At 58.7% G+C, this 25,542-nt stretch carries 10 protein-coding genes and 1 pseudogene; 8 read left to right on the top strand and 3 right to left on the bottom strand.

What is annotated here, in order from left to right; genetic code table 11:
- The first annotated feature begins 18 nt into the window (after positions 1-18).
- The 4 genes and pseudogenes from HQ325_RS15390 to HQ325_RS15375 all read left to right on the top strand — a co-directional run.
- On the top strand, positions 19-1,869 hold the full coding sequence (locus HQ325_RS15390; RefSeq protein WP_222630693.1) for a site-specific DNA-methyltransferase: 1,851 nt from the start codon (positions 19-21) through the stop codon (positions 1,867-1,869).
- Positions 1,870-1,873: 4 nt separating this feature from the next.
- Positions 1,874-4,957 carry a type III restriction-modification system endonuclease gene (locus tag HQ325_RS15385; RefSeq protein WP_222630691.1) on the top strand — a complete coding sequence of 1,028 codons (3,084 nt, stop codon included), beginning with the start codon at positions 1,874-1,876 and terminating at the stop codon, positions 4,955-4,957.
- Positions 4,958-5,237: 280 nt separating this feature from the next.
- On the top strand, positions 5,238-7,193 hold the full coding sequence (locus tag HQ325_RS15380) for a site-specific DNA-methyltransferase (RefSeq protein ID WP_261778152.1): 1,956 nt from the start codon (positions 5,238-5,240) through the stop codon (positions 7,191-7,193).
- 470 nt (positions 7,194-7,663) lie between these two features.
- Positions 7,664-8,044 (top strand): annotated as a pseudogene (locus tag HQ325_RS15375) (IS21 family transposase); the annotation flags it as partial.
- Positions 8,045-8,890: 846 nt separating this feature from the next.
- Here HQ325_RS15375 and HQ325_RS15370 read toward each other — a convergent pair.
- Both HQ325_RS15370 and HQ325_RS15365 read right to left on the bottom strand, forming a co-directional pair.
- Entirely contained in the window at positions 8,891-9,337 is a 447-nt protein-coding gene (locus HQ325_RS15370; RefSeq protein ID WP_222630689.1) for a hypothetical protein, read from the bottom strand.
- 982 nt (positions 9,338-10,319) lie between these two features.
- A complete protein-coding gene (locus HQ325_RS15365; protein ID WP_261778153.1) occupies positions 10,320-11,399 on the bottom strand; it encodes a DNA cytosine methyltransferase in 1,080 nt (359 codons plus the stop codon).
- A 1,116-nt stretch (positions 11,400-12,515) separates the two neighbouring features.
- Between HQ325_RS15365 and HQ325_RS15360 the strand changes: the two genes are divergently transcribed.
- The 4 genes from HQ325_RS15360 to drmB are packed head-to-tail and all read left to right on the top strand — an operon-like array spanning position 12,516 to position 23,824.
- Entirely contained in the window at positions 12,516-17,213 is a 4,698-nt protein-coding gene (locus HQ325_RS15360) for a DEAD/DEAH box helicase (protein ID WP_222630688.1), read from the top strand.
- On the top strand, positions 17,203-18,936 hold the full coding sequence (locus HQ325_RS22860; RefSeq protein WP_222630687.1) for a UvrD-helicase domain-containing protein: 1,734 nt from the start codon (positions 17,203-17,205) through the stop codon (positions 18,934-18,936). Before HQ325_RS15360 ends, HQ325_RS22860 begins: the two co-directional genes overlap by 11 nt.
- Positions 18,937-22,071, top strand: coding sequence for a helicase-related protein (locus HQ325_RS15350; RefSeq protein WP_222630686.1), 3,135 nt, complete (start codon positions 18,937-18,939; stop codon positions 22,069-22,071).
- Between the two features lies 1 nt (position 22,072).
- Positions 22,073-23,824 (top strand): DUF1998 domain-containing protein, encoded by a 1,752-nt coding sequence (drmB, locus tag HQ325_RS15345; RefSeq protein ID WP_222630685.1) that lies wholly within the window; start codon positions 22,073-22,075, stop codon positions 23,822-23,824.
- A 46-nt stretch (positions 23,825-23,870) separates the two neighbouring features.
- Here the strand turns inward: drmB and HQ325_RS15340 are convergent, their stop codons facing one another.
- Positions 23,871-25,511 carry a nuclease-related domain-containing DEAD/DEAH box helicase gene (locus HQ325_RS15340; RefSeq protein WP_222630684.1) on the bottom strand — a complete coding sequence of 547 codons (1,641 nt, stop codon included), beginning with the start codon at positions 25,509-25,511 and terminating at the stop codon, positions 23,871-23,873.
- Positions 25,512-25,542 lie beyond the last annotated feature (31 nt).

Here is a 25,542-nt window from a genome sequence, read left to right as displayed (position 1 = left end):
CCCGTGGAAAAACTGCGCATGACGTCACCCGACTTGACCGCGGCCAATATTGGCAGACTTGCCGAGTTGTTCCCTAACGTTGTCACCGAGACACTCGACGACGACGGAAACCAGACGAAAGCCCTCGATTTCGACGTACTGCGTCAGGAGCTGTCCGATCACGTCGTCGAGGGGCCGCAGGAGCGCTACAGGCTTGACTGGCCCGGTAAGCGTGCTGCCGCCTTCGCAGCCAACGCCCCGATCGCAAAGACCCTACGACCTAAGCGTGAAGAGTCTGTTGACTTCGACACCACGAAGAATCTCTTCATCGAGGGGGACAACCTCGACGCGCTGAAACTCCTCCAGGAGTCCTACCTCGGCAAGGTCAAACTAATCTACATAGATCCGCCGTACAACACCGGCCGAGACTTCATATATGACGACGACTTTGCTGAGTCTACGCACGAATACCTCGTCCGTTCCGGCCAAACTGACGGTGGAGGAAATCGGCTCGTCGCTAACTTTGACTCCAACGGGCGGTTTCACTCGGACTGGCTCAGCATGATGTACCCGCGCCTAAAGCTTGCTCGCAACCTTCTTACAGACAATGGAGTCATCTTTATATCAATCGATGACAATGAGGTGGACAATCTCAGAGAGATTGCATCAGAAATCTTCGGCGCGCAGAACTTTGTGGCACAGATAATCTGGCAGAAGGTCTTTTCGCCAAAAAACTCCGCGCAGTGGTTTTCTGAGGACCATGACTACATCTTAGTTTTTGCGCGTAACAAGGAGCATTGGGCGCCCAACCCTCTTCCGCGAACGACCGAGATGGACGCCCGATATAAAAACCCGGACAATGATGCCCGTGGCCCGTGGGCCTCATCCGACCTAGCCGCGCGGAATCGGTACGACGCAGGTCTATACCCGATTGAAACCCCTTCAGGACGGATCATTGATGGACCACCGAAAGGTAGTTACTGGAGATTTTCCAAACAACGGTTTAACGAGCTTGTAGCCGACGGCCGAATCTGGTGGGGCGCTAGTCCAGATAGTGTGCCCCGACTGAAGCGCTACCTATCCGAAGTGTCGGACGGTCGTACTCCACAGACACTCTGGCCTTATGCCGAGGTGGGACACACGCAGGACGCTAAGAAAACTCTCCTGAAATATGTCAAATTCGAGCACACTGAGAACGTAATGAACTCGGTGAAACCCGTACAACTCATTCAGCGCATCCTACAACTTGCAACCTCGGCAAACTCAGAAGATATCGTCATGGACTTCTTCGGCGGCAGTGGAACCACCCCGCACGCCGTGCTCGCCCAGAATGCCGCCGATGGTGGCAACCGCCGCTTCATCGCCGTGCAAATCCAGGAGCCGCTCACCACCCCCGAGCCATCGTTCGACTCCATCCTCGGCATGAGCCTCGAACGACTCCGGAATGTCGCCGCAGAACTCGCGGTGGGTACAAACTCGCTCGACGTTGGACACAGACTTGTTCGCGTCGACTCGACCAACATGATGGATGTGCTGCGCCCGCCAGACGCGACGAATCAGCTCGCACTTGCGGATCTGCAGAAGAGCGTGAAGCCGGACCGCTCAGGTGAGGACCTGCTGTTTCAGGTCCTATTACATTGGGGACTCGAATTGACGATGCCGATCGCTGTCGAGCCGGTCTACGGTCAGGATGTGTTCGTCGTTGAGGACGGCGCCCTGATCGCTTGCTTTGATGCCGGGCTCACACCTGAGCTCGTGCGCACGATCGCCGAGCGTAAACCCCTCCGTGCGGTCTTCCGCGACTCGGGATTCAACTCCGACGACGCTCGTATCAACGCGGAGCAAATTTTCCGCGAGGTCTCACCGGCAACTGACGTGAAAGCGATCTGACACGATGAAGTTTCAGTTTAAGGTTCAGCAGTACCAGACCGACGCAGTCGACTCGGTCGTCGAGGTGTTCGCCGGTCAGCCCAAGCACGACGGCATTTCGTACCGGATCGATCCCGGCATGAAGAAGCCAGCCGCTAACCCGGTTCTGTTCGAAGCGAACGAGACCTCGGACTCGGGTTTACGCAACGCCCCGATCGCTCTTACTGATACGCAGCTACTTGAAAACGTCCATAAGGTACAGCGGTTCCGCAACTTGCCGCTGTCAGCCAAGCTGGCCGACAGCAAGGCCGCGCCTGGAGCTCCGAACCTTGACATCGAAATGGAGACGGGCACGGGGAAGACCTACGTCTACATCAAGACAATCTTGGAGCTGCACAAAAGGTACGGCTGGTCGAAGTTCATCATCGTCGTTCCATCGATCGCTATCCGGGAGGGTGTGCAGAAGTCGCTTGACGTGACCGCCGAACACTTCCAGCAAGTCTATGGCACAAAACCGCGCTCGTTCATCTACAAATCGTCACAGCTCCACGAGCTCGAGAGATTCAGCTCCGACGCCGGCATCCAGGTCATGATCATCAACATCCAAGCCTTCAACGCCACGGGCAAGGACAACCGTCGTATCTACGACGAGCTCGACGACTTTCAATCGCGCCGCCCCATCGACGTTATAAGTGCCAACCGTCCGGTCGTAATCATTGATGAGCCTCAAAAGATCGGTGCCCCAAAGTCACTGGAGGCGTTGTCACGGTTCAACGCGCTCATGATGCTGCGCTACTCTGCCACACACAAGGTCGAGCACACCAAAGTTCACCGACTCGATGCCCTCGCCGCCTACAACCAAAAATTGGTGAAGAAGATCGCCGTCCGTGGGATCACAGTCAAGGGGCTAGCCGGTTCGAACGCCTACCTGTATCTCGACGCAATCGAGATCGCGAAGGGCGCCAAACCCCGTGCCCGAGTTGAGATCGAGGTGCAGCTAAAGGCCGGTCCGATCAAGCGGCTGGTAAAGCGGCTTGATGTTGGTGCGAACCTGCATGACGTGTCGAACGGGATCGAGGCCTATAAGGGCCTCTTCATCACCGAGATCGATGCCAACCGCGACGCAATCACCCTCAGCAATGGCGACGACATTGCCGCCGGCCAACTGGCCGACCGTGACGTGACCGAGGAAACCAAGCGTCGCATCCAGATTCGTGAGGCGATCCATGCCCACCTCGACAAGGAGCGGGAGCTTTTCAGCCAAGGCATAAAAGTTCTCTCTCTGTTCTTCGTTGACGAGGTCGCGAAGTACCGCAACTACGACCGCGAGGACACATTGGGCGACTACGCCCTCGTCTTCCAGGAGGAGTTCGCAGTTCTACGCGATGAGATGCTCGGCGAACTCGCCCTCGACCGCCCCACCGCCGCGTACCAGGAGTACCTACGTCGCGACGAGGTCCGTGCGGTGCATGAGGGCTACTTCTCGATTGACATGAGGACTAAACGGCAGGTCGATGGCAACGTTAGCGCCCGAGGTGATGAAAAGGGCCTGTCCTCCGATACTGACGCTTACGATCTCATCCTTAAAAACAAGGAACGTCTATTGTCGTTCGAAGAGCCCGTGCGGTTCCTCTTCTCCCATTCCGCGCTGCGTGAGGGCTGGGACAACCCAAACGTGTTCGTGATGGGGATGCTCAAGAAGAGTGACAATACTGTTTCCCGCCGGCAGGAAATTGGCCGTGGTCTGCGTCTTGCCGTCAACCAGAGTGGCGAACGCATGGACAACCCGATCACAGTTCACGACATCAACGAGCTGACGGTCGTCACCGACGAGTCCTATACCGACTTCGTCACTGGACTCCAGAAAGAGATTGCCGACTCGCTGGCCGCACGTCCGCGCAAGGCGAGTGTCAAGTTCTTCACCGGCAAAACAATCCAGACTGCCGACGGCGAGTCCGTCGTCGAGGAACGACTAGCTCAGGCGATGTACAGCTACCTGAAAAGGAACGACTACCTAAACGAAGACGACACCGTTTCCGAGGCATACAACCACGCAAAGGCGACTGGCACTCTCGCCTATCCGACATCCGAGGTGCTGCGGCCGGTCATCGACTGCGTCTGGCCGTTGGTGGAATTGTTGTACCTCGACGTGACAATCATCGGTGAGGACGGCCGCAAGCCGAAGAAGATTCCGCTAAGCGAGGCAAACTACGCCAAGAAAGAGTTCCAAGAACTCTGGCGGCAGATTAATCACAAGGCTGTTTACCAGGTCGAATTTGACTCGAATGAGCTGATCGGCAAGTGCGTCCAGGCGCTGGACAAAGTCCTCAACGTTGCTTCTATGCAGTACCTCGTCCAGGCCGGACAACAGCGGGATCACCTTGAAACCGATGACCTCACCAACGCCACCGGGTTCAAGGTGTCAAGCACGCAGACCCACAACGAGACCACGACCGCCGGCTCGCAGGTCAAATATGATTTATTGGGTGAAATTACCGAGAAGACCAAGCTTACCCGCCGCACCGCAGCTGCCATTCTGGGTGGGGTCACCCCGGCGACGTTCTCGAAATATCGCCTCAATCCGGAACAATTCATAACCGAGGCGGCCCGGCTTATCAACGAGCAGAAGGCGACTGTGATCGTCGAGCATCTGACATACGACGTTTTAGAGGAGAGGTTTGACTCAGCGATCTTCACTGATAATCAGACCAAACAGGACTTAACCCACGCCGGCAGCAAGCTTTCGAAGCACATCTATGACTACGTCGTCACCGACTCCAAAGTAGAACGCGACTTTGTCGCCGAACTAGACACCAGCAAAGAGGTCGTTGTATACGCGAAGCTGCCGCGGGGCTTTTTCATCCCAACCCCTGTCGGAGACTACAACCCCGATTGGGCGATCGCATTCACCGAGGGCAGCGTGAAGCACGTCTACTTCGTCGCCGAGACCAAAGGGTCACTCTCAACGCTCCAGCTCAAGGGGGTCGAGAACGCCAAAATTGAATGCGCCCGGAAATTCTTCGCCTCAATCAACTCTAAGAATGGCCAGGACGTTACTTACGACGTCGTGACCGACTACACCAAGCTGATGCAGCTCGTCACCGCATGAGGGCTGTCTACTTGCAGGTCGCTGTCTTTCGATCCGGTGCCTCATCTAGCGTGTCCCCATTGGACCCGAGCTGTCGAGGTAAGTGAGACACGGATCTTTGACATCGGAGCCACGGACGACCAAGTTTTGAGGGAATATGCTTGCCGCGATCGACCGTTTAGCTCCATCGCTCGGTCAAGCTGCGTCGACCGTCAAGACCCACCAAGCTATGTTTGCGGACTGACGTGTGAAAAACCGAGCCGGACCCCGATACTGGGTAAGACAACCTTAGGAGTTCACTATGGAGAAGCTGCGCATGACGACACCAGACACGACGGCCGTGAACATAGAAAAGATCGCCGAGATCTTTCCTGGGGTCATGACCGAGACTGTTGATCCCCATGGAACTTTGGTCCGAGTTGTCGACTTCGACCTGCTGCGTCAAGAGCTCTCCGATCAACTCGTCGAGGGTCGTCAGGAGCGGTATCAACTCGACTGGCCGGGGAAGCGGGCCGCAGCATTCACAGCCAACACTCCGATCGCTAAAACGCTTCGGCCCCTTCGCGAGCAGTCTGTCGACTTTGACGCGACAAAAAATCTCTTCGTCGAGGGCGACAATCTCGACGTTCTTAAGATGCTCCAGGAGTCGTATCTGGGCAAGGTTAAGTTGATTTATATTGACCCGCCTTACAACACAGGCAATGACCTTCTCTACGATGACGACTTCACACAAACCCAGGCGGAGTTCCTCGTCGAATCGAGCCAGGACGACGGTGTCGGCTCACGCTTAGTAGCTAATCTCGAAACGAACGGTCGCTTTCATTCGGACTGGCTCAGTATGATGTACCCACGCCTGAAGCTGGCCAGAAATCTTTTGTCCGAAGATGGAGTCCTCGTGGTGTCTATCGACGACGGAGAACACGCGGGCATAGTCGAAGTTTGCAAAGAGCTGTTCGGCGCGAAAAACTACTTGGCAAGCGTGGCACGTGTTACGAAAAAGACCTCCAATAAGGGAACGCACTTTGCGCCGTCGAAGGATTACCTGGTGACGGTTGCGAGGAACGCGGACGCAGTCGGCCCGTTGATGGACGAAATCGACGAGGCATACCGGCGAAAATTCTCAGCCGTCGACGAACGCGGTGCGTTCGCGACTGTAGGCCTGTATCAGGCGAGTCTCGATCCACTACGTGGGTGCTCAAATCAGCGCTATTGGATCCAGTGTCCTGATGGATCTTTTGTAGTTCCGCCTGGCCCGAGGCGCCCAAATTCAGTCGAAGATGCCGCCAACCGCCCACCGGAGTCCCGCGAGGATCGAGTCTGGCGTTGGAGCTTTGATACATACTTGAAGAATAAGAAATTGTTGATCTTCAAAGAGACGTCGACGAGTCCATTGCAAGACGAACGGGGTGACCAGTCAAAATGGAATGTATATACAAAATATTACCTTGAGGACAGGCTCGCAGACGGAAAGCGTCCACGAGATTTTCTAGACGGAGTGACTAACGATCAAGGAGCGAAGGCACTCGCGAATCTGGGGATGGCAAAGTACTTCGATTACACAAAGCCGCCCGCATTGGTTCGTCGAATGCTGGGGTGGATTGCCGACCCTGATGCCCTGGTTCTCGACTTCTTCGCAGGCTCGGCCACGACGGGACATGCCGTTATGGAGCAGAATGCGGCTGACGGTGGTCGACGCTCGTTCATATGTGTACAGATCGCTGAAGACCTCGATGTCAAAAGCGATGCAGCGAGTGCGGGGTTTTCCACTATTAGTGAGCTCGGTCGAGAGCGGCTCGTTCGGGCATCTGCGGCGGTGGCCGAACGCGCTGGCCTGGCCCAAGCGGACCTCGACTTAGGCTTCCGCTATTTGCGGGTGGACTCCAACAATCTCACCGACGTTCTTCTCACACCTGACGAGACGAATCAATACGAATTGGCCGGTCTTCAAGACAGCGTGAAGCCTGGTCGCAGCGGAGAGGACCTCCTGTTTCAAGTGCTCCTCGACTGGGGACTTGAACTGACATTGCCGATCACTGTGGAACAAGTGGACGGCAACGAGATTTTCGTAGTCGATGATGGTGCGCTTTTCGCCTGCTTCGACAGCGCAGTCTCACCCGACCTGGTTCGTTCTCTTGCCAAGCGGGAACCGCTGCGAGTTGTGTTCCGAGACTCATGCTTCGCCTCAGATGACGCTCGGATCAACGCTGAGCAAATTTTTGCAGAAGTATCGCCCTTAACTGACGTGAGGGCTATTTGACGCCGATAGAGCTGCAGTGCAAGATCCGGTCCGGCTTAACCATAGCCCTGGATGCCGTCGTAGTTATATTCTCAGGTCAGTCTCCGAGTTCGATAATGCATTACCGTGTTGACCCTCGCAAGGCGAAGGGAAGCATTCATGCCAGAACACTTAAGGGCCAGCGTAACCCCGAACTCTGGTTCGCCGTGCACCGAGATTGATCTTTCCGCCGCTCAATCGCTCGTCAGTCTTCAACTAATCGAAAGGTATCTCGACACGCCGCTGACGTCCACGAAAGAAACCGCAGAGGCCGCTCCAGGTGCACCGCCCTGATATTATCCGCGGCCATGAGAAAGTCCCCACTGGTGGCCAGGTCGAGGTCCCCACTGGTGGTCAGCTGAAAGTCCCCACCCCGTGTTCGTCGTGCCGATCAGGGACTCGTGGCCCGAGCGGTGACGGTGCCAACCACACACCGCGCTCGGGGAGTTCCATTGAAGTCTGCGAGGGAACGCATGGACATCATTTCCGTTTATCGTGAAGTCGGGTCGTACCGAGGAGCTGCTGCGCTCGTCGGCACCACCCACAAGACCGTCAAACGCACCGTCAAGGAGTTGGAAGCCGACCAGGCGGGTCAGTCACCGCCGCGGAGAGCAGAGCGGACGCGGAACTACGCCGCCGTCAGCGACGCGGTGGCCGAACGGGTCGAGAAGTCGCAGGGCCGGATCTCGGCCGAACGGATCCTGCTGATCGCCCGCAATGCCGGCTACGCTGTGCCGGACCGCAACATCCGCCGACTGATCGCCGAGGAGAAGAACCGGTGGCGCACGAACCATCACCGCGGGCGACGACCGCCGGTGTGGGCGCCAGGCGATTAACCCATCATCGACTGGGCCACCGTCGGTGGCCTGCACTGACGCCCCGGCGGATCAGCCGTATCTGCGCGTTCCGCTCCAGAACTCGCAAGCCCGAGAGAGGATGGATATACAGCCTGCATTGCGTTCTGCTGCGCAGCGTTGTGCGCCCTCTGGATGAACCGGTCCACCTGACGGCCGGACCAGGTGTCGAACCCGTGACATTCGGCGATTCCGTTCTTGATGGCCGTTTCGTCGAAACCACCAACGATGGCGCTGGCGACAGCCTCGACCAGTTCATGCTCGACGGTCTCAATCAGCTTGCCGCCGCAGAGCTAACTGGCGCGGTAGCTCGCGACCACACTGCGTGCCGCCGATCGCGCCTTTGGGTGGGTGTTCGCGAGGGCTCTCTTCTAGTGCCGTTAGCATGCGACCCTTGGCGGGGGGCCTACACAATGGGTTTAGACGAGCAGACGAATCTCGGCGACTTCGCACCCCACTGGGCATCAGGCCACTTTTATGTGATTTGCGTCATAGCGTCACCCGGAGCCGGCGAAGATCGGGCGGCACTTGTTGCGTATCCGCTCAGCGTTGACCTGGCCCGACTGGAGCGCCTGAAGAGTGATCTAGCTGTGTAACCACTCACCTTCAGCCAGCCGCGACAGGAAGACATGCTTGCGCTGCTCAGGAAGCGGGGACTCGAAGCGGACCCCGAAGAGCTCGTGGGCATGCGAATCGATCTGTCACCGCCTTATAGCAGTGATACCCAGAAATGACCATACGGGCAACGCCTTCGCTGTTGTCAATAGCAGAAGCCTGTATTAACGCGCGTCTCCGCAGCAATCCGAAAGTGAACTCTGCCACGAACTAGAACCCAGACGCACGCAAGATCATGGAGTCATCGCGATCGCATTCCCAACCATGCGCCCGCAACTCCTGCACGATCTCCGTCTCCGATTCGGGTCGCAGAATCAGGAATTCGCCGTTCAGGACACTGCTCTCGACCCGGCCGTATTTCTTGATCACTTCGGTTGGGACTTCTGCGAGCATGATCTTGGCGGGCCACTGCGGCCAGTCTCCATCGGCATGCCCTGGGATGACATCCAAATCGAAGGGTTCGGCATCTTCGGGCTGATCGATCTCAGATTGCGAGAACACTGAGTCAATCTCATCGAGAGTGGCCGTGTCCAGCGTCGCTCGCGCCTTGCCCCAGTTCACGAACTCCGACCGCAGGGCACTCAATCGCTCTGCGAGATCGCGCCTCGCAAACACTAGGTTCCCGTCGACTTCGCCGTAGATGAAGGATTCGCTCATGATATTGATTCTTTAAGGTTCCCCGACGAACCACGACGATATACCGCAACTTCAGCGTCGAGGCGATTGCAGCCTGTGGAGAAAGGCGCAAAACCCGGAGTGCGGTCAACCAGAGCGACTGCGGCCCATCAGCTCCCGTGGACATTCTCAGCGTTGCAAAGTCTGCGCCCCGGCTTGGGTACTCATCGGCCGTTCACCTACCGACCTGATCCGATCCGCTCGGATTAACACGCGCGCGTGTGAGCGCCGCCTACACCCTACTGTGAACACAACCGTATCGTGTTTGCCTAGCGAAGTCTCGATCCAGGTAGCCCACTGGGCAAAGCTCGGACGCTTGATCGTGTCTCATCATTGTAGTCTCGCTGTTCTTGCAATTCGGCGAGTTTTCGAACCTCTGCCGCCTCACGCTCGGCTTTGAGCTCCTCCGCCCATTCCAACGCGTGGGCACGCCTACGTTCCTCGGCAACTCTTTGCCGTTCGGGATCCGCCTTACTCGCATTCAACGCAAGCTGAGCATGGGTTCGGGCAAGTTCTCGCGCCTTCAGATCAGTCCTTGCTTGATCGACGGCCTCGTCGCTGCTTCCGCAAGCCTCATGGACGCGGAGCACGTCGCGTGCATGCGCGACCGCCACTTTGGATTCGCTCAGCACCTCCTTCAACTGCTCACGCGACAGGCTTCTCGAGTACGCCCTCTCGAGTCAGTCGGTGTGGAATTCAACGGCGTTACAACTACCCCTAAGCAGGCGACCTTCGTAGGTGGGCCAAGTTGATGGATACACTGGCTCACAGCTGGTGAGAGCTCGGTCCCTGCTCGCAGTCAGCGCAATCGAGCGTCATGCAGCGAACTTCGCGAGTCTTCCGACCAGGACCACTGGTGAAGACGTCGAGCGGCGTCAGCGTCGATCGCACTCATCCCGTGCGATCGTGCCGAGGCGTGATAATTCGCTTGTGCGTTATCGGAGTTCACGACCAGGTCGCCATTTCACATAACACCGGACAACATAGGAACGCCGCCACTTGACTTCGACCATTTCGAAGTCACTGCTCTGTCGAGAAATGTTGGGTCCAGCGTCATACCCGTTGCGGCTGCAAGCACGTGAGCCGCAAGTCGTGGCGGGATCGCATTGCCGATTTGCTGGCTGACGTCGTTTCCCGACCACGGGTAGTCGGAGGGGAATGTCTGCAGGCGGCCGGCTTCCTGCAAGGTCAAGTTAGTTGTCGTCCCGTCTGCTAACTCGATCCGATTACGGGTGACCTTGCCTGTCACCGTTGCCGACGGTTCATCCCACTCCCGTCGACCCCGATTCTTCGGATCGCCACCGCTTCCATAGTTGGAAACAACGGTAAATGAGTGTTCTCGGCCGAGTGCCTCGCTCATAGAAACCCAGGGTTCCAGACCCATCTCAGCTTGGCGCGGCACTCCCTTACGAAAGTGCTGATGCGTGGGAGCTGGAAGCCTTACTTGCCCCTGCCAGCGGGCGATGAGTATGGCGCGACGGCGAGTCTGCGGCACGCCGAACTGCTCGGTCCTCAGGATCCCGCAGTCCGCCCCGTACCCGTGCCGCTCCAAGGCTGTCTGGATGGCTTGCCAGATCGGCAGCACTGCCGGAACCTGCTCCATCACGACTGCTTCATACGGCCTTCCCAGCCGAACAGCCTGTAGCGCCCATCGGAGTGGCTCGAGCACCAACCCGGTTCGCTCGTCCTCGAACATCGTCAGGCTCTTGGTCACATCCGCCCCACCTGCCATCTCATCTACGAGAGCAAGAACTTTGTTCAACGCTTGCCTACCTGCGCCGTTGCCCGCCAGGGTGTATGTCTGACAGGGCGGGCCCCCAGCGAGAATATTCGCATCAGCAAAGTCATCTGGCCCGAAGTCTCGGACGTCGCCCCGCACGGTAGGCAACCGCGCTGAAGCCCTGGTAGCGCAGGCGTGACGGTCGAGTTCGATGCCATTGGTCTTCATGCCTAGCCAGTGAGCCCCCACATCAAGTCCCCCGGGGCCGGCGAACAGATCGACCACCTCGTGGCGAGAGGCGAGGTCGGGCATGGGGGTGGCCATGGTGCCGAATTCTATCTCGGTCCGCGGCCCCACGACCGACGTCATGACACATTGCTCGACGGCGTGCGAGCGAGACTCGGGCGGTGGTCCTCCCCCGGGGGACCCAAGGCCGGTCACGCGCAAACAAGCCGCTCGGCCACCCGGCCGCAGGTATAGGGCCAGCTCGGATGGCCACTCCCTGCGGTTCGGGCCCACAGAGTTGATTGGCATGAACGATCCGAGTGGGTCAACGACCACCTCAGACGCCCGCTCGAGCTGGTGACTACAGGAGATCGATCTGCAGCGTGGTCGCCGGCTTTCGTAGGTCGGTTCCGCCATGCACCCTCCAAACAGCCCCACAACGCGTGGCCGGTTGATCGACCGCGGCGCAATCCGGTACCACGATCGAGGCGCTGCCGGCCCCTTCGGCATGCCGATGAATCCGAACCAGCCCGCCAGAGCGTCCACAATGCCCGGCAGCAGCTCGTCAAGATCGAAGAGACTCTGTCGGCCGGGGTGCGGTCCTCGTCACACGAGCCCATCGCCGCGCTGGTCGGCGACGAGCTCGCGCGCCTATTCGGGCATGCGGTGCGCTGACACAGTTGACGTGACGCTACCTCGCACCACGTCAACCAGATTCCAGACCTCTACCCTGTCATCAAGGTGATGCGCATTGCCCAGCGAGATGAGCAAGGTCTCCAACCAGATCGCCAGCCGCACGCCTGGCGCGCCATTCCAACTCGACAGCGAACCCTGGCGTCATGTTCGAGATTGCGGACCTCTCACGGGCAGTCGCTCGACCGACGTCGCTGCTGGCTGCGGCCCGGCGTGGTCGTCGCAGTCGCCGCCATGGTCGCCACCGGACTCTTAGACGTCGTGCAAGCCGTATCCGCAAGAACCCGCCCATAATGACCGCTCGCGACGCGAAACTATGGTTGGCTGAAAACGTCGCACCGTCAGCAATCGACTGCAACGGGGCATGGGTATGGTTGCGCGAAGCGCTGTTTCACGCAACAGACCCACCAACCTCGAGTCGGATCGTACGCGTTGCCGTCAGTCCAGTGTCGGTAACGTCTGGTAGGAATTTCGAGATAGGCAAGCAAAGGCGCTCCCCGCGCCCTGGTAATCGGAGGCTCGATGCGTGCACAAGGCTGGTCCACTCCAACTCAGGAGCTCATCGGCCTCGTCAACGACTATCACGCGAAGTGCGTCCAGGTGTACCGACAGGATGTCAACCGGGTCCAAGAAGACGCCGGCAAAGAGCGGGGAATCGCCGAGGGCGGATACGGGCGTAAACAGATCCAAGAACTGGTACAGAACGCGGCCGACGCTCTGCGTGGAACTCGGGGTCGTGTCCAGGTGACCCTCACCGATGATGCTCTGTACGTGGCGAATCAAGGCGAATCGTTCGAAGGCACCGGTGTACGCGCACTCCTGTACACCCATTTATCGAACAAGACCGGGGATGAAATCGGGCGCTTCGGCCTCGGATTCAAGTCCATCAGCGGTATATCGGACGGCCCTCAGATTTTCAGTCAGACCGTGTCTTTCGAGTTCAGTCGGCATCGGACTGCAACTGAGCTTTCGCACGAGCTGGGCCAAGACTTCGATGACGCCGACGTGCCAGCTCTGCGGCTTTCGTGGGTGATAGAACCTACGCTGGAGATTCGCTCCGATCCATTGCTCGCGGAGATGACCAATTGGGCTGTGACCGTAGTCAAGGTGCCCCTCAAGCCCGGTGCTGCGGAACACCTTTCGGAGGAGATTGCAGAATTCGACGAATCCTTCAGCCTGTTCGCTCCTCATGTTCGTCAGCTAGATCTGCGCGACATTGTTGCGGGTCAGGAACGATCGTTCTCTGCGACGAAGAAGGGAAACCGAGTCACGCTCACCACCGAGGACGGTGCGCGCGACTGGCTCGTAATCTCGCGAGAGCACAGACCTTCCGACGCAGCCTTGGCTTCTGCAGGATACGCAGCACGTCGAGACGCTGTCACAGTCAGCTGGGCAGTACCCACCACAGGCAAGCTCGGGCTCGGACAGCTGTCAGCATTCTTCCCAGTCAAGTCGGATTTGTCTCTCAGCGGCCGCGTGAACGCCCCATGGAAGCTGTCGGATGATCGAATCAACGTCATCGAATGCGAGTTCAACAGGGAAATACTTGCGGACGTTTTACCGAAACTTGTTGTAGACGCTCGACGAGAGCTGGTTGCGGACGGCTCGTACGGAAGATACATAGATGTCCTGCCGGCCCGTGGTCGGGAGATACGGAGCTGGTCTGACGGCGTACTCAATGAGCCCGTCTACGAGGCACTACGAGACGCCCGCTGCCTTCCCGACTTGGACGGCCAGCTGAGGTCCGCGAATTCCGTAAGGCGCGCACCCAGCGAGATTGTAGGAAACTTCACCGAACATTGGTTGAGCATTACTGGCGCTCGAGGCGACTGGGTTCACCCCGAGTGCACCGCAAATAGAGAAAGAATAGCGAAGGTAGACCGACTGATGCAGGACAACCCACACCGGGTTGGACGGATCGTTAGTTGGATCGAAGCTGTAGTGGCAGATCCGACCGCCAAGCAGTCGGCCGCAGCGATCGAGCTCGCAGCGGAGATTGAAGCGCTGGGGGGAAACGCACCGAAGGACGTACGCGACTCACAGATCGTCCTACTGGAGAACGGAAAACTGCAACAACCTGTCCGCGGGCGGTGCTTCATCAGGACCGACTCGGACCAAGGTGGCGCCGTGTTCATCGATGGCGACGTTACTCGTTCCCCGTCGACTCTCGCAGCACTGGAACACCTCGGCATCACCTCGTTCGAAGACGGCGGCGAGATGAGTCAGTTGATCTCCACGCTAGCTCGCGATGGTGTCGTGGACTGGGACGCGCTGTGGATCGCGATGAGGGGATCGGGCGAGGCGTCCGTGCTGGATTCCTTCAATCGAATCCTGCACGGGCATGCAGACAAGATCGTACGCGTGAAGAACGGAAATTCGGACTGGGTTCTGCCTTCCGACATGTATCTGGCCGGCGACTATCTGAAGCAAATCAAAGAAGATTCAAGTCACCTCGCCGATAATGCTTACCACGCAGCAGACGCAGAGATCCTCGCACTTCTCGGGGTACGGTCACGACCGACGAGAGACGGGACGAGAGCTCGCGAAAAGTGGTTGGGCCGCTACCTGACCGAGCTCAAAGAACACGTCGGCGATCAAATGAAGCTCGGCATTCAGGCTCGCGAGAACATACACGTTGACAACATCGACACTGTTCTACGGCCATTGCAGTGCCTTCCTCAACTCAGTCCCACCAATCGCGCCGCTCTCACAGTGTCGATCTTGAAGGAATTACGCGATTCGTATGTTCGCGTTACCCATCCTTCAGTGAATAAAGCCGCCCGGTATATTGCACCGGAACTGTGGTGGATCAAGAACCAAGGCATGCTTCCGACGAATCTCGGATTAGTCCATGTTTCGAAGGCATTCACCCCTTCAAGTGAAGCGGGCGAGTTTCAAGGTCTCCTGCCGACAGCGGGAGTCCCAGAGCTGAGCGACGAAGTCGTCAGGTTGCTCCGTCTTCGCACCGACATCGCCACACTCAGTTCAGAAGACTTTCAGTGGCTTATCGACGCGCACAAAGACCGTGACGACGTCGTAAGCGTCGGAAGAATCTACGGTTGGTGGTGCCACACTCATACTGATAACGCACCAGACACCATCTGGGTCCGTCAGCGCGGTACTTGGGCCCCTGTCGAAACCGGCCAGGTAGCAGTGGCGCCGAACACCGAGGCTCAGCGCGACCTCGAAGAATTCGGAATTCCCTGCGTTCTTCTGGACACCGCCGAAGACTGCTACAACCTTCGAGAGTTCTGGGGTTGCCTCGAAGGTCGCGAGCTACCACTCACCTACTCCTACGAGACCAGCGCAGAACCAGCACCACTACTCGACATGTTCGACATCTTCGATGAGTTGGATCTAGATGACGACCCCGATGACTTATCGATCCAGAAATGCCTCTCGATCAGCAAGGTTGCCGCCGTACCCGGCCGTCCGGAAGTCCGAGTCGGGTGCCAGTGCGGCCGAGAAGGCAATATTGTTCTTGTCACTGGAGAGAACGAAAGAGACATCCTGCAGCAAGTTCTCGCTTGCCTTGAACTCGACGACTCACGTGAACAGGTCGACGCGCACCTTGACGCCCGCCAGCGCAAACGCGACACCAAACTCATGCGTCAGATTCGAGGCGCAGCCGACGACGGCGAGCGGCTCCTACTGTTTGCAGGTGAAGACAGGCTGAAGGCGCTGATCCCTAAAGATGCCCTCGATTACCTCAGCTCGACCGCAGGCACCTCGATCAGCGGGTCGGAACTAACTAGGCTCTGCATCACCATGCTGGGAACACGCGCACTGGAACGTGTGTGCAAGGTAGAGGCGGGCGGTCTTCCCGTCACCCCACCATCCACGTGGCACGGGTCCTTCCAAACACGGAAGTGGGTTCGAGATCTGGGTTTCGGAGACGAGTGGGCTGGGCAGAAAACCGGACGTCGCAACAAGCCGACTGAGTACATCGAGGGCCCCACAAAGCTGAACAAGCTCCACGATTACCAGGAAGCTGTTTCAAACCGTCTATTGGGCATGCTGATCGGTGACGGTCCGAACCGAGGAATCGTGTCCCTGCCTACCGGCGCCGGCAAGACGCGTGTCGCAGTACAGACAATCATCTACGCAATCCGTGGTGGAGCAATGGGGGAATCGACCACTGGATTCTCGGGCCCCATCTTGTGGCTCGCCGACGGTGAGGAGCTCTGCGAGCAGGCCATCGATGCGTGGTCGTACTTGTGGCGCGCGGAGGGCCAACAGGACACCCAACTTGTGCTCAGTCGGTTCTGGTCGAACTACGAAACAGAAGAAGAAAGCGGTGGAGTTCAAGTAGTCGTCGCCACGTGGCAGAAAATACTGAAGCGGGCGGTGGGTGAACCCGATTTCGCTTGGCTCGCCGACAGTCCCTTGGTCGTTATAGACGAAGCTCACGGGGCTCTTCACAAGTCCTATACCCAAATCCTCGAGTGGACAGGTAGAGGCACTCATCAGAGGGATAAACCACTCTTGGGCCTGACGGCGACTCCGTTCCGAGGACGTAAAGGGAGCGAGGAAACGCTTCGTCTTCTCAGACGTTTCGACGACAACCTCCTCGACGAAGGTGTATTCGGCGACGACATCCCTCAGGTCCGTCTGCAACGTGACCGCGTGCTGGCGCGTGCGCGACTCGAGATTCTGCACGGTGTGTCGATAGAGCTGTCCGATCAAGAGTTGGAGGAATTCCGCAAGAAGTACTGGATGCCCAAGAACGCGGAAAAGCGCCTCGGCCAACGCGAAGATCGCACCCGAACGATCCTGGACTCAATTCTGAGCAAGCCTGATGATTGGCCGATCGTGGTGTTTGCCGCGTCCGTCGAGAATGCGCAGACGCTGGCGACTTTGCTGACGTTGCAGGGCCGACCGGCCGCTTCGATCGACACCGACACCAGCCCAGACGACCGACGAAGTGCCGTTCAGCGATTCAAAGACGGCGAACTGCGTGTGCTCACGAACTATGCCGTGCTGTCGCAAGGATTCGACGCCCCGTTGACTCGCGCGGTTTACATCACCAGGCCGACAAGCAGTGAAGTTCGATACCAGCAGATGATCGGTAGGGGGCTTCGTGGACCGAGAAACGGCGGAAGCGAGGAGGTCCTCATCGTCAACGTGCTCGACAATATCGTCGAGTTCGGAGACAGTATCGTGTACGACAGCCTCACAGAGATTCTCGAGATTGAGGAGCCCGAGGTAGGTGCACATTAATCTCGACGAGTCACAGCGCGCAATCGTCCACGCGAACTATTCGGACCGCCGTATCGTCACGGCGGGGCCGGGCGCAGGTAAGACAGCTACCGCTGTAGCGCTTGTCGAGGAAATTACATCGCGCACAAGAACCGATTCCGACGACGGTTCACAGGTGCTCTTCGTATCGTTCTCTCGCACCTCGATCAACGCGTCCATCAATGCTTTCGGTAGCGGCCTCGACAAGGACACCGATGCGGTTGTTGCGATGACTTTGGACTCCCTGGCTTGGGAGCTGACTGGAACGAGGAATGATCAGTTCGCGGCACGCATCGACTTCGACGCAATTATCGAGCTGGCAATCAACAAGGTATGTGGTGACTACGGCGGGGAGTTGGACGACGTCGTCCACTTGATAGTCGATGAGGCTCAGGACATGACCAATGTCAGGCGGAAGTTTCTCCTCGCATTGATTGATCGGCTGCCTGCGGATTCCGGATTGACCGTCTTCGGCGATCCGCTTCAGTCAATATACGAGTTTCTGGATTCTTCGGCTGAGAATGGTCAGTCTGCGTGGGACAGTCTGTTGACAGGCCTGCGAGACCGTGACGTCACCTCGTTCTTGACGCTGGACGGAGAGTACCGTGCACGGCGACGTGGTCCACGGAAAGTGTCCACGGCGGCTCGAGCGATGCGCCACGTCGGTGCAACCGAGCGCATTGACCTACTCGACGAATTAGTCACGGACCTTTCACTCTTCAACGCTGCACAGTTCGGACAACAGGCTGCCGACTGGGTAGGTACCACCGCTGTTCTCGTCCGCACAAACGCGGGTGTTGTCGCGCTTCATGACGAGCTTGCGAAGGCCGGTTTTCATTGCCACGCCCGCCATCGGGATGCCCGACAAGCGACCGTCGCCCCCTGGGTGGCGGATTTATGGGAAGCGGTGTCTGGCCGACCCGTAACGATGGCAGCATTCGATGAGTTCGCATCGTTCCGCGACGACGTGGAGTCGGGCTGGTTTCGGTTGCTTCTGCACGCGACGCACGCAGGAGAAACCGTCAGCTGGAACTCATTTGCGAGAATCTGTTCGACCAGCCTCGACTCGGCCCAGCCCTGGTTTACTCCCGATGTGGATGTACCGGTCATATCGACGATCCATCAGGCAAAAGGTCTGGAGTGGGACAATGTCGCGGTCGCAGACGTTCCTACGCTGCTCAGGCCCGCCGGCAAACGCGAGCCCGAGAGTGAGCTGCTCTTCGTAGCTTTGTCCCGCGGACGCGACAAGGTCGTAATAATGGATTGGGAAGCGCCGTTCTACAGAACCGCGCCAAGAAGCAACCTGATGTATCGGCCCCATCCGCGCCTGAACTTCCCGACAGAAGTGCTCATCACGCCAGAAAGCCTGCGACTCGATGACATGATCGGCGACGCCGGAGGCCAGGCATGTCTACGCTCGGCTGCGCCCGGGTCGAGAGTGGACTTTGAGCTTCTGTCGTCCGGGTCAGGTTGGCCGAACTACCGTTGCCTTGTGAGCGGCGAGGTTATCGGTGCGACGACACCCGAGTTCGGCAGGGCTTTCTCGCAGCTCTTGCGAGGTCGTGGCGCCGGTGGATGGCCGCAGCTGGGTAGCGTCACGCTGGAAGGTGTCGAATCCAGGTGGTCGACGATCGAGAACACAAAGTTTTGGTTGCAGGCACGACCATTCGGTATGGCCGAAGTACTACGAAAGGGACCTGAGTAGATGGCCGAGGATCTTGCACCGTGGTACCGAGCTCGAGACGACATCTTCGACAGCCTGGAAGACGAGCTGTTGGGTCCGGCCGACGGCCCGTTGTCCGAGTTTCCTCTCAACAGAATCATTGTCGGGATCCTGCACCCACAGAAGCCCCATCAGGCCATCGCCACCGAGTATCACGAGAAGCTCGAGGCCGACGAGCCTGCGGAGGACGCGCGCTCGGCCTCTCTCGACAGTAGTGCGACCGAGTCTGCTGTTGCACGGTCGCATGCCCACAGACCGTCCGCAATGGGCCTGACCTTCAGCGTGGACTCGACGAAAACCACGTCAGTCATCGTTGACGTCATGGCGCACCGGTATGAAGAACAAGGCGACGGTTCGTGGCTGCCGATCCGCGTCGCGACGGACCACCCGGTCGAACTCGACCCACTCGGACCGCACCAGCTGAGCGCGGTCGTCGCAGAGAACCTGTTGCTCAGAGGCGTCGTACGAGACCCTGTCGACGGAGTCGTCCGCATGACACTTTCCCTGGTCAATACCAACGTTCAGAGCGCAGGCGAGGGCCACGACGACGCAGCATGCTGGTTCCGTCCGTCGATCACGGTGGCGACCGCGAACGGGAAGTTTGTCGACCGACGACGACCACGGGATGTAGCCAGCAGCGACCCCGATGTACGTTCGTCAGAGTTTCTGTACCGAGACGAACCAGCGTTGGCCATCGGTCACGGGTGCGCAGTGTCGTGGGATGAGACTGCCACTGATGTGACTCACCTTCGTACGACATTCCTGCCTTCACACGATGTACGACTCGCGCGACCATCGGGTGGTGACGATGATGACCCGTTCGGGTCCTATCAACTGGTGATGAACGACCTTGCGTCGAGTGACGACAGAACACACCTGTCCGGCATGGCGTCAGCGTACGAAAGATGGATCGAGGCGCGGGAGGCTGACAGTGGGCTGTTGGCAGGGCCTGCACGCGAGGCTGCCCTCGAGCACATCGACATGGCGGCAGTGTGCGCTCGCCGGATGAGGGCGGGCATCGAGGCGCTCGAAGACCCGTTGGTCAATCGAGCATTTCGTCTGATGAACGAGGCAATGGTTGCACAGCGAGACGCACAGGACAAAGCACGTGGAGAGGCGCCTTCCACTCAGAAATGGCGACCATTTCAGCTTGCATTCATTCTCATGAACATTCCAGGAATCGTTGATCCGACTCACGATGACCGCGACGTGGTGGATTTGTTGTGGTTCCCGACTGGTGGCGGCAAGACAGAGGCATACCTCGGATGCATCGCACTGACAGTGCTGCTGCGGAGATTGCGCCGCGCGGACGACGGCGGTGTTTCGGCAATCATGCGGTACACCCTGAGACTCCTGACGAGACAGCAATTCGAACGTGCAGCAGGTCTCATCTGTGCGCTCGAGTTGATCAGACGCCGAGATCTGCCGAAGTCGAAAGAGATCACACTCGGCCTGTGGGTCGGCGACAAGGCGTCACCGAACAAGGTCGAGGACGCAAAAGCCATCCTCGACAAGTACGCATCGGGCGAGCAGCCCGAAGGGTCGACGCCGGTTCAACTTCTTCGCTGTCCATGGTGCTCCGCTGAACTCGGTCATCGGAATTATCACATCGTGAACAAGAGTGAGCTCGTTATTCGATGCCCGAATTACTCATGCGAATTCAGCGATGGCCTACCGTGCTTCGTTACCGATGACGATGTCTACCGAGTGCGACCGTCTCTCGTCATCGGGACCGTCGACAAGTTCGCTCTCATGACGTGGAGGTCTCGCGTCGGATCACTTCTCTCGGTCGACGGTCCGGATTCTCGGCCCGATTTGATCGTCCAGGACGAGCTTCACTTGATTTCGGGCCCTCTCGGAACGATGGCCGGACTTTACGAATCGGCGCTGGATCTGGCCTGTACGGATGCCGGCCGTCCCAAAGTATTAGCCTCGACCGCCACGATCAGGCGCGCGCAGCAACAAGTGAAGAGAATTTTCGACAGAAATTCCGTTCAGTTTCCGCCACCTGGGTTGAATCCATCGGACAACTACTTCGCTGTCGATGCGACTCCGGAGCAGAAAGGGTCGCGCCGCTACGTCGGAGTGATGGCTCCCGGTACGAGCCAAGCGACTCTACTGGTGCGTCTGTACTCGGTTTTGCTCCAGTCAGTAAGCGAACTGGAAGCGCCCGATGCAGTACGAGACGACTACTGGACGCTACTCGGCTACTTCAATAGCCTGCGGGTTCTTGGTTCGACGTATCTTCAGGTGTTGGACGATGTGCCTGACCGTCTTCGCATCGTGGCCGCGCGACATCGATCCGAGGCCCGAGTCATCTCTCAGGAGCCCGTCGAACTGACTTCCCGTGTTGATCAAACCAAGATTCCGACCGCGATGGGAAAGTTGGAAACGTCATACCCGTCGCCGGATAGCCCCGACGTTGTTCTCGCAACCAACATGATCTCGGTTGGCCTCGACATCGATCGCTTGGGCCTGATGGTCGTCGCCGGGCAGCCGCAGAGTTCGTCGGAATACATTCAGTCGACAAGCCGGGTCGGCCGGAGGCACCCAGGATTGGTCATCGTCGCACTCAATGCGCAACGTTCGCGTGACTCGTCTCATTACGAATCATTCATCCCGTTCCACAGAGCTCTCTACCGTGAGGTGGAGGCCACCACAGCGACGCCTTTTGCCTCACGAGCCCGCGATCGGGGCGCCCATGGCACGCTCGTGGCAGCGATACGCTTGTTGATACCCGGTCTCCGCGACGACAACTCGGCAGTCGCGATAGCCAAGTATCCCGCTGAGACACGCAAGATCGTGGACGCACTCGTCGCGCGCGCCGAACGTGTCGCACCTGACGAATACGAAGCCTATAGAGACCAGTTGCTCACCTACATCAAAATCTGGGAAGAAGCAGCCGAGCGAGAGCTCATCGACGAATACGGCAAACTCACGCATCCGAGAGCATCGCGACAAACTGCGCGGAAGCCACTGCTAGCGTCGACAAGTGGCAATTCGCAGCCTGCCAGTTACCCAGTTCGGGAACCCGCATGGCCTACCCTCTCCAGCATGCGCGATGTGGACGCGGAGACCCAAATGTTCGAAAAGTACCTGGCGAGAGAAGCTCAGTGACATGGTAATCAGTAGAAGCCTCAAGAGTAAAAAGCCGCCGGTCAAGGCCACTGTTCGCCGTAGCCAACTGATCAGCACTTATGGCGTTGGCTCGATATTGCCGGTCGAGTCTGAAAGTTTCATCGTCGCGGGACTCGATTACTGGAAACCCACTGCAGCGGACGAAATCGAAGAACCCCGACTGTGCGGACTCCTTGGCGTGACGCGGTTGTATTCACCTCCGGGTGGCGAAGGCGCGGGCATGGTCCCGATTGCGCGATTCCCAGAATGGGTGTACTGCCCAAGTTGTGCCAGACTCGATAAGTTTTGGCGGCTGGCAGACAAGATGGAAACCCGTTACATCAACAAGTGCCGTCACTGCATTACCGCAAGACTGGTCCCGTCGAGGTTCGTCGCATGCTGCACGAACTGCCACATTCAAGACTTCCCGTACAGGTATTGGGTTCATCGTGGAAAAGCCGACATCGCCGACTCGGATCATTCGCTGCGAATCGATACTGACGCAACCGATTCGACACTGGCCGGGATCACTATCCGCTGCAGCTGCGGGCAATTCCGAACGCTGGAAGGAGCGCTCGGAAGCAACTCTTTGCGTATGCGTTGTGGAGGAGCGTCGCCCTGGCTCGATGGTGACAGGGTGGACTGCGATGAGCAGCTGGTGGGCTTGCAAAGAGGCGCGTCCAACGTGTGGTTCGCGGACGTGCGATCTGCGCTGACCGTCGACCGAACCCAGACCGACATCGAACGCGTTCTCGAGCGCATTGCGCCGGAACTTTCGGAGATCAGTGAAGTCGACGTTGTGGTGATGTTGGGCGTACGAGCTCGCCAATACCACGTGGACGAACAAGAACTGATCGATGCGTACCGGAAGTACCACGATGCACCGCAGTCGTACGAGGACGCTGCGAAGCAACTCCGCGCGGACGAGTACGAAGCTCTGGGGAGATCTCACCCCGAAGTGGATGGAACCGAAACCTTCGTGTGCGAACCGTCCTTCATGGGAGTGGATGACACAGCCGACAGTCGCATCGAACTCGTCTCGCGGGTGACGCGCCTTCGGGAAGTTCGCGCACTGCGAGGCTTCGCTCGCGTCAGCACAGTCAACGAAAGTGTCGCTACATCACCCGGCTCGCTGGCGAGAAAGAGAACCAATTGGCTGCCGGCAGTCGAGGTGTTGGGTGAGGGCGTCTTCATCAGACTCGGCGAAACTGCGATAACGCACTGGCAGCAGACTCAGTTCGCGCGTGATCGAGCAGAAACGCTCACGCAAGCGATGCAGGCCGCCGCACCCGAACGCGTCGGCTTGGTGTCTCCAGTTTCTCCGCGCTTCTTACTTCTCCACTCTCTGTCACACGCCCTTCTCAATGAACTCGCCCTGGACACCGGTTACCCTGCCTCATCGATCCGAGAACGGGTTTACGCAGACAAGGGTCAAGCCGGGGTGCTCCTCTACACGGCCACCGCGGACGCCGCTGGAAGCCTCGGCGGCTTGTGTTCGCACGGAACCATCGACAATGTACTTCGCCTTTTCGAGTCAGCCACAGAGCGAGCCCAGTGGTGCTCCGCAGATCCTGTATGTCTCGAGTCGATGTCGACCGGCGCCGGCGCCGCCAACCTGGCGGCGTGCCACTCCTGCCTCCTAGTACCTGAAGTGTCATGCGAGCATCAGAACAAGTTGCTCGACCGCGCTTGCCTGGTGGGCCGCGAAGCCGACCCTCATGATGGCTTTCTGGCAATTAGTGCAGCTCGTTGACCCGCGACGCTCGAGGCGTCTTTCAGGCTCGGACGGGACAACCCCGTCACACACCGAGGCGCGTTGCACACTCATGGCCGCCGACATGACGTATGTACTCGGGATCTCCACACACCACGAGTTGGTCTCGCGCCCGTGACAATCCGACATAGAGACGCTCTCTCGACCGGTCACGACTGCCCGACTCGTTGACCGCCAACACCACCGCCCGCCGCTCCAGTCCTTTGAATCCGAGAACGTGCCCGTAAAACACCTGCTCCTTGTCCCAGAAGCTGTCCCAGTAAGCCCGTTGACCCTCGAGCTGACGAGACACCTGCTCGGGATGGCGGGTCCCCGTAGACAGAAGCGCAAGATCTTCCGGTCGCCATCCGGTGTTGATCAGTGCCTCGATCTCGTCGTCGGCGCGATCGAGCGCTTCATCAGGCGAGCACCTGACCATCGTCACCTCGGGACCGTCGCCTCCGAGTAGACGCATCCGCTGGTTTGCAAGCGGACTGAAGCATGTCGCGATCTGGCGGGTGTTGCGAAGGTTCTGGTCGAGCACTTTTGGAACGAGGTCGAGCGGCGGTGTCCCATGGCGATCGAACACGCGCTGCGCTTCGTCGCTGAACAGGTAGATCCCGCCGTCTTCATCGCGAAGTGATTCAACCACCGGACGCCACCATGGATCCGCGAAGTCCTGCGCCTCGTCGACAACCACCGCGTCGAAGCGTTTGCCCCAATCCAAGGCGCCCGCAAGGTCAGCCATCTGGGCCGGGAGCACCTCTTCCCAGAACCGAACGCTCTCCGCCGATCGCACCGACTCGGCCGGTCCTGCCGCGGCACCCCACTCTCGCCCCAATGTGTGGAACTCCCCCACGTAGGCCGGGCGCTCCTTCCAATGCCAAGTCTCGGTCACCCTACGCAGATACGACGCAAGCCCATGTGAATAGCAGAGCAGTGCGACTCGCTTGTTTGCCTTCGTCAGCCTTCGTGCCTGCTCCAGCGCCAAGAAAGTCTTTCCGCTTCCAGCGCCGCCGCGAATTTCAACCCGCGGAAGTAGCTGGATGGCATTCAAGATCACAGTCTGCTGCGTGGTGAGAGCATCCGCCGCATCCTCATTGGCGAGTGCCCGCGACAAGAGATCTTTCTGCGGAAGGCCGCGGCCGTTCAAGACCATGCGAAGCTGTTCGCCGGCCTCGGAGCCCACCTCGCGGTGTGATTTATTCTCCAGCACCGTGCGGACGGCAGCCACCAGCTGATGCAACTGAGCTCGGTCTACGACTTTCCACCGAGGGCATTCGGGGAGAGAGAAGTCGGCCGTCAGCTCGGTATTGGGGAGAACTAGCAAGTGCACCCACGGCACGCGCCCCTGCGTCCACCTAGCGTCTGACTCGACGTACTCACGCAACGCATAAGTCGCATTGAGCACTTGCCGGACCGGATCGATCTGGTGATCGCGACCGCCGCGAGAATGCACCCACGTGGACCCGTCGTGCCACACTTGGCCACCCTTGACCTCGAGGCATGCAACACCCAGGCCATCAATAGCCACGACAAAGTCGATCTCATGGTCTTTGTCGTGATTGGAGATTCGTTGATTGGCTGCGACGAAGTCAAACTCGCCGAGCTGTGCCGACAGCGCGTCCCACACGGCCCTTTCCGCGCCGTTCACCAAGGGCGGGTCTTCCGTTGCTTTCACCACCATGGGACCAGCGTGCCAGTCGCCACGCGCGTGC

It is taken from the genome of Rhodococcus sp. BP-349 (assembly GCF_019835845.1).
In the GTDB taxonomy this organism is placed as follows: Bacteria; Actinomycetota; Actinomycetes; order Mycobacteriales; family Mycobacteriaceae; genus Rhodococcoides.
Note: the sequence above shows the minus strand (reverse complement) of the source record. Positions and strands in the feature narration are given on the sequence as shown.